The sequence below is a fragment of the Anaerobacterium chartisolvens genome, assembly GCF_003337415.1.
Lineage (GTDB): Bacteria > Bacillota > Clostridia > Acetivibrionales > DSM-27016 > Anaerobacterium > Anaerobacterium chartisolvens.
The window spans coordinates 1-5,861 of sequence record NZ_QPJT01000055.1 but is presented as its reverse complement, the minus strand read 5'-3'; the positions used below and the strand labels follow the sequence as shown (position 1 = coordinate 5,861).

Here is a 5,861-nt window from a genome sequence, read left to right as displayed (position 1 = left end):
GTCAAGTGCCTTTTTGCATTTTTGTATTAAGTTTGTGTTACAATTATAGAGAATGGCTAAATACCAAATTTTGTATCTATAGCTTTATGACATTGGTCTGGCGTCCCCAACAACACTTTTGTTGTTGGGGAAGAAGTGAATACTTAGCCAATTCCAAGCCATTTAGTAAAGAAATTTCCAATAAGATATAACTCGCTGGAAGAAAGTGAGCTGCAGAACATCCATGTGACAAGGAAGGTATTTAAAAACGTTCCAAGCCATATACTCCCTGTAAACTTATACATTTTTCTGCTTATATACGCAGTAAGCGGAATGGTGATGAGCAGCGTCCATGTTGTCACAAAAGCATACAAAGGTGTATAATTGTTTGCCCCAAGATACATAACACCATAGCTGACGATTGCTACAAGATAAACAGGCAGACATGCCAGAATAACATTGAGCGCAGTATTTTTGCCCTCACTCATATCTTTCATCCTGCCAAAATTAATGATAATCCCGCTCAACAAGAATGTCGGGAAAATAACGAGGCCATATCGTAACATCAGCATGAAATTCTGAGGATTCATTTTCGTCATGACTGCCATCCAAAAACGATAATCCTCGTTAAACATAAATTTCAATATTGACATTGAAATATACGCTGCCAAAAAGAGTATATAGCTGAGCAGTAATGTTTTTGCGAATGTGCCGAATTTCATTCTGATATTGAAGGTTTCAAGATATTTTATTTCTGCTTTTTTTCCAGATATTAATTTGTAAGCAGCTAATACAATGAGTGATGCAGCAGCCACAAAAATTAAGTATGCAATAATGATGTTAACGGTGAAATCCAACGAGAAAAACGTGGATGTAAATCTGAATTTCAGACCATTGCTCCCAACCCAGGCTATCGCCCAGCAACTGAATGCAAAAATAATTGCTGAAATAATCCAGAAAGGCTTGCTTCTTTTTTCACACACAGGCTCTGCTACATTTAATTTGCATGCTTTAAAGAAGGCTGTATCAAGTAATATTGATGCAAGTGCAATTAATGCCAGAATCAGTGCAATCATTGCAATGCCGTTAAGTATCTCACGTAATAGGAAAATACTGTTTTTTGAATCGAGCGGAACGGTATTTTTATCAGTAAGCTCACCATTATTATAGCTCATTGTTTGCTCAAAAAACTTTACAACATCAGAAGTAGCCTCAGGTGATAAAAAGTCCTGGGAATGGTGATCAGCCGGAGCAAAAAATATCCTTGCGCTGCGGTTATTGATTGCATCTGCTAAAGCCTGTGAAGACAACACCGATGTCTCCCACACATTGCCGATCTTTTCGCTGGATGGAGTTGCATCACTGGTATAGGGGTGAATCTGATACCATATGTCCCGTACGATATTAGTGTCTCCGGTTTGATATATTTCGCGTAATTTGTCCGAACTTTCGTTTTTTATAGCGGGTCCTGCAGTTCCCTCATTATATATACCAATAAGGAAGCCGCCATTAACCTGAGGGGTACGGATAACTTCGTGCCCGCCGACAGTTACTTTTCGGGGTGCAAAGAAGTCCGTAGTGGCATCTCCGAGATTTAAAACGCCTTTGATCCTGACAGACAAGTAGTCCTCAGACTCTTTTTTCAGTTGATTGTACCATGGAAGCTGATCCTCAGAAAGTCTTTGCTTTGCCAGCATATCAGCATCAATATTGATTTCATCCTTTGTAAACTGTTGACCAAAAGTATCATGAAGCGTATTAATCATCATATCGTTCAAAGAAAGATAGCTGCCATCCAATACAGCAGCAGCAGTAATGCGTCTTCCTCCCATGGAATGCCCGGTAATACCGATACGCGTTTGATCGACATATTTCAGAGTACGTAAATACAGTACAGCATCATATACCCCCTGCGGGGTATCGAAACCGCCCCTTTTACCTGACTCCACAGTATCCGAATTTTCACTGGAACCAGATCCGTATGCACTTACATTTAAAACGACAAATCCACGGCGTGCCAGCTCCTCCGCCGTTCCTGCCATAACTCCATGCGATACGCCCGAACCGTGTGCTATAACAACTGCAGGAAGCTTGTCATTTGCATTGACCCCAAGAGGAGTATATAATGTGGCGTCAAGTATTGCTCCTTCTGCATCAAATCTAATGTCTTTAACATTTACTTTTCCGAAATCAGTACTCAAACACATCGCGATAAAACTGCTAACAACTATTATTAAAACAATCAACCCCAGCAGCTTCCATTTTCCTTTAGAGGTCTTAAACAAGCCTCCAAACCTTGATCTTTTGTCCACTGCAATTTCTCCCATGTAATTATTCCTCCTTTAAATTTTGTGTTTTACAGAATCTGGGCCATACACTTTTCCTATTCTGTCATAAACATTTAATGTGAGTTCATAGGTTGTTATCAGGTCAAAAACATCGTGGGGTTGCATTGTTAATCTGCCGGTATCATTAGTATTCCTTAATGATACCGGCAAAAGCTTGTAATTTAATTGGCAACAGCTCCTTAATTTAATCCTTTAACCGCAATAAGTGCTTCTTCCGGTTGTCAATTGAAATCAGTAAAGATAATCAGGAAGCATCATGACTGCAGTCGAGAAAATAGTTGCAATAGTTCCAAAAATAACCGGGCCTACGAATACATTTTTTGTTTTAAGGTATACCACACGGTTGATAATCGTACCTGATATTGCGATGGGGACAAATAGAAGCATAGTAGTATAGTATTTCCAGTTGAACGGGGTACTTAATCCCACTCCTGTACCGAAAAGCTTGCTGTAGTAGATAGTCAGAACAACAACTATTCCTACGATATTAAGACCTATGCAAAGCAGCAGGTTCTGCCACTCCTTCATTCCCTTTATCCTATTGAGCGCATTCATATTCATTGAGTTGATGCACCAGAAGAATATTATGAAAGGGGCATAATGCATACATTCCAACAGATGCTTCCATGTCAATACAGGGAACGTCAGATCCTGGAGCCTGAAGTCGACTTTAAGTGTATAGTCTGCAAAGCACACGACAATATAGCAGATGCTGAATACCGTTATTGCGAGAAGCACCGTTCTGAGGGCTCCCCGCCATGACGCCGAGATCCCCATGTCGCGTAAGGAAATACCGCTCTTTTTATAAAAGATGAAATAAGCTGCCATGAATACTGCGAGAACTATGACTGCATTGACAAACAGCCAGAATACAATATTGTTTTGCCAACTGTTCAGGAAAAATTTGCTTACTCCCGCATGTCCATTGAGAGAAAGAAATTTTGAAGGGCCGGTACCAAATTTGGTTGCAGTAAGAGGCAATATGAAGCTCAGAATAAGCCCGGACAAAATAAAATAGACTCTCTTTACACGTGAATTGAACTCAACTACAGGCTCGCCCGTATTCTTATTAAGAGGGCTGAACACTTTGAGGCCGAGCAATAATATCGTAAGCGGAGCTATCATTATGATAATTCCGAGCAATCCTACTGCTGCGAAGAATTTATGCCACCCGCTTAACTGATTGGACGGGTCAATATAGTTCGGAGCACCAAGAGCTTTACAGAAGAAGTCGACGAAATCCCTGATGGAGTTCTTGGAAAAGACCCCTGAAGCATGTGTTGAGTATTCCGGATTGTACACCAGACGTGCATCTCCTTTTTCAAAGCTTCCATAAGCCGTTCCTAATTTAACTTTTACGTCTGGATTGCCCATGTCGGCTTCGCTGAATGTCCCCGGAACTCCGTCGTTTACAAACTGCTTCATCTCAGCCTTGACGGTGAGGTCTCCCGGAATATAACCATCAACCGGTTTAAAGCTGATTCGACTATATGGGTCATGTGTACCGCACGCAAAGCCGACATTTATGCCGGTAGCAAAATTTTCCGTGGTACCAAATTTCGGGTCTATCATCAGTGCGGAATTCACGCGCTGTATATATTTATCGGGGGCTTGGGCTTGTTCCTTCCCATATGCGATCATTGTGTCGTAGACATTGTTTCCGCCCTTTGAATAGCCCGCAATTCCTATTTTCTTGTTATTAATGTAATCCAGATTATAGTATACGTAATTGACCAGATCGTACATTCCAAAGCCTATCGTGCTCGCATCCTGCACTTGCGAAGAATGGCCTGCGGATGTAATATCAAGTGCAAACACCACAAAGCCGCGGCGTGCCAGTTCAAGCGCATAATCCTGATGTGTTTGCAGAGTGCTGTCATTGCCGTGGCTGAAAACCACAGCAGGCGCGGGATTATTCTTTGTCGCGGTGTCAGGACGGTATTCATACACTCTGATCGTCTCGCCGCTCGGTATTGCAATATTGAGGTCATTAATCTTAACTTTTTTTCCTGAAGTCAGAAGCAGGTTAGATGCTATCATACTGATGAGGCATAGAGCCAGTGCTATACACAACCATATTTTTGCAAGATTCCTTTTGCTTCCCATATAATTTACCTTCCTCTAAATAAATTTACATTTTACCCCTCCGTTTTAAAGCTTGCAACCCCTCCCCCGTTACATTTTTCATCTGTCATATTTGTGGTGGTTTAATTAAAAGATCTTCCTATAACTGAATTATATCAACATTTCTGTGCACACATATAGAAAAGTAATGACAGGATGTTGTAATTGGCAATCGTAATATCTTGTCATTCTTGATTTAAAATAGTATAATTTTGTTCATAGGATTGTTTTTATGTAAATGGTCATACCCATATTGGAGGTTAAAATGAAAAAAGTACATTCATCACTTAATAATGTTCTGGATTTGGAAAAATGGCAAAGGCTCCAGGATTCACTCGCAGTAGCTGCAAAAATGGCTATAATCACCATAGACTACAAGGGTATACCAATTACTGACCACAGCAGCTGCTGTGACTTTTGCAGCCAGGTCAGGCAAGACCCAAAATTTCTGCCCTATTGCCTGAAATGTGATTCGCGAGCTGGGCTTGAGGCAGTAAGAACTAACAAGCCCTATATCTATTTTTGCCATTTCGATATTATTGATGTCGCTATTCCAATCATTATAGATGACAAGTATCTTGGCGCAGTAATGGCTGGACAGGTTAAGCTCCCTCCAAATGAAATTACTGAAGGTCTGGAGCGTATGTCCTATATTTCCGACTCAAAACAGGCATCAAATAAATTATCACTATTGCGGAACGAATATGAAGCAATACCCACATTATCTTATGAACAGGTTAAGTCGGTTTCCGAGATGTTATTTCAGCTATGCAATTATATAATTGAAGCGGCATTGGAAAAGCAGCTTGCAATTGACATGTACTCGAGTGTAACGCAGGATGACCGTATTAGCAGCAGGTCGGAAAAAATTGTAGGCTATGGAGTTGAAAATATTAAGAAAATTAAAAAAGAGATGTCTGATACACTTATTGACGCATATATTTTAGGGACCTTTGATAAAAAAATTACTATTTTTTCACCGTTATTACGTCCTGCTATAGAATATATATTTATGCATAAAAGCGAAAAAATTTCATTAAAAACCGTATCAGAAATTTGTCATATAAGTCCCAGCTATTTTAGCCGCATGTTCTATAAGGAAACAGGCGAGTATTTTTCAAAATACCTTGTAAAGCTTAAAGTTATGTTTGCCAAGGATCTCCTTGAAAAGACAGAAATGCCCATAAATCAAATAAGTGAATCCCTGGGCTTTGATGAGGTAAGCTACTTTATTAAAAAGTTTAAAATACAAACAGGCGTAACACCTTTAGTTTATAAAAAGAACTTACCAAAATAGAGTAAGGGACGCCCCTGTTTTTAGAACATTTGTTCTTGACAATTATTACACAAAGGAGGTATAATATATCTCATAAAGCAATATATTCTGAGGTGATGATTATGCCGAGAGCA

At 39.8% G+C, this 5,861-nt stretch carries 3 protein-coding genes; 1 reads left to right on the top strand and 2 read right to left on the bottom strand.

Features of this window, described 5'->3' with window-relative positions:
* Positions 1 to 143: 143 nt before the first annotated feature.
* Positions 144 to 2,306: an alpha/beta hydrolase gene (locus DFR58_RS21315; protein WP_114300459.1), complete on the bottom strand. Its 2,163-nt coding sequence runs from the start codon at positions 2,304 to 2,306 to the stop codon at positions 144 to 146.
* Positions 2,307 to 2,558: 252 nt separating this feature from the next.
* Positions 2,559 to 4,433 (bottom strand): dienelactone hydrolase family protein, encoded by a 1,875-nt coding sequence (locus DFR58_RS21310; RefSeq protein ID WP_114300457.1) that lies wholly within the window; start codon positions 4,431 to 4,433, stop codon positions 2,559 to 2,561.
* A gap of 283 nt (positions 4,434 to 4,716) precedes the next feature.
* On the opposite strand from DFR58_RS21310, the gene DFR58_RS21305 reads away from it, so the two are divergent.
* Positions 4,717 to 5,748 carry a PocR ligand-binding domain-containing protein gene (locus tag DFR58_RS21305; RefSeq protein ID WP_114300455.1) on the top strand — a complete coding sequence of 344 codons (1,032 nt, stop codon included), beginning with the start codon at positions 4,717 to 4,719 and terminating at the stop codon, positions 5,746 to 5,748.
* Positions 5,749 to 5,861 lie beyond the last annotated feature (113 nt).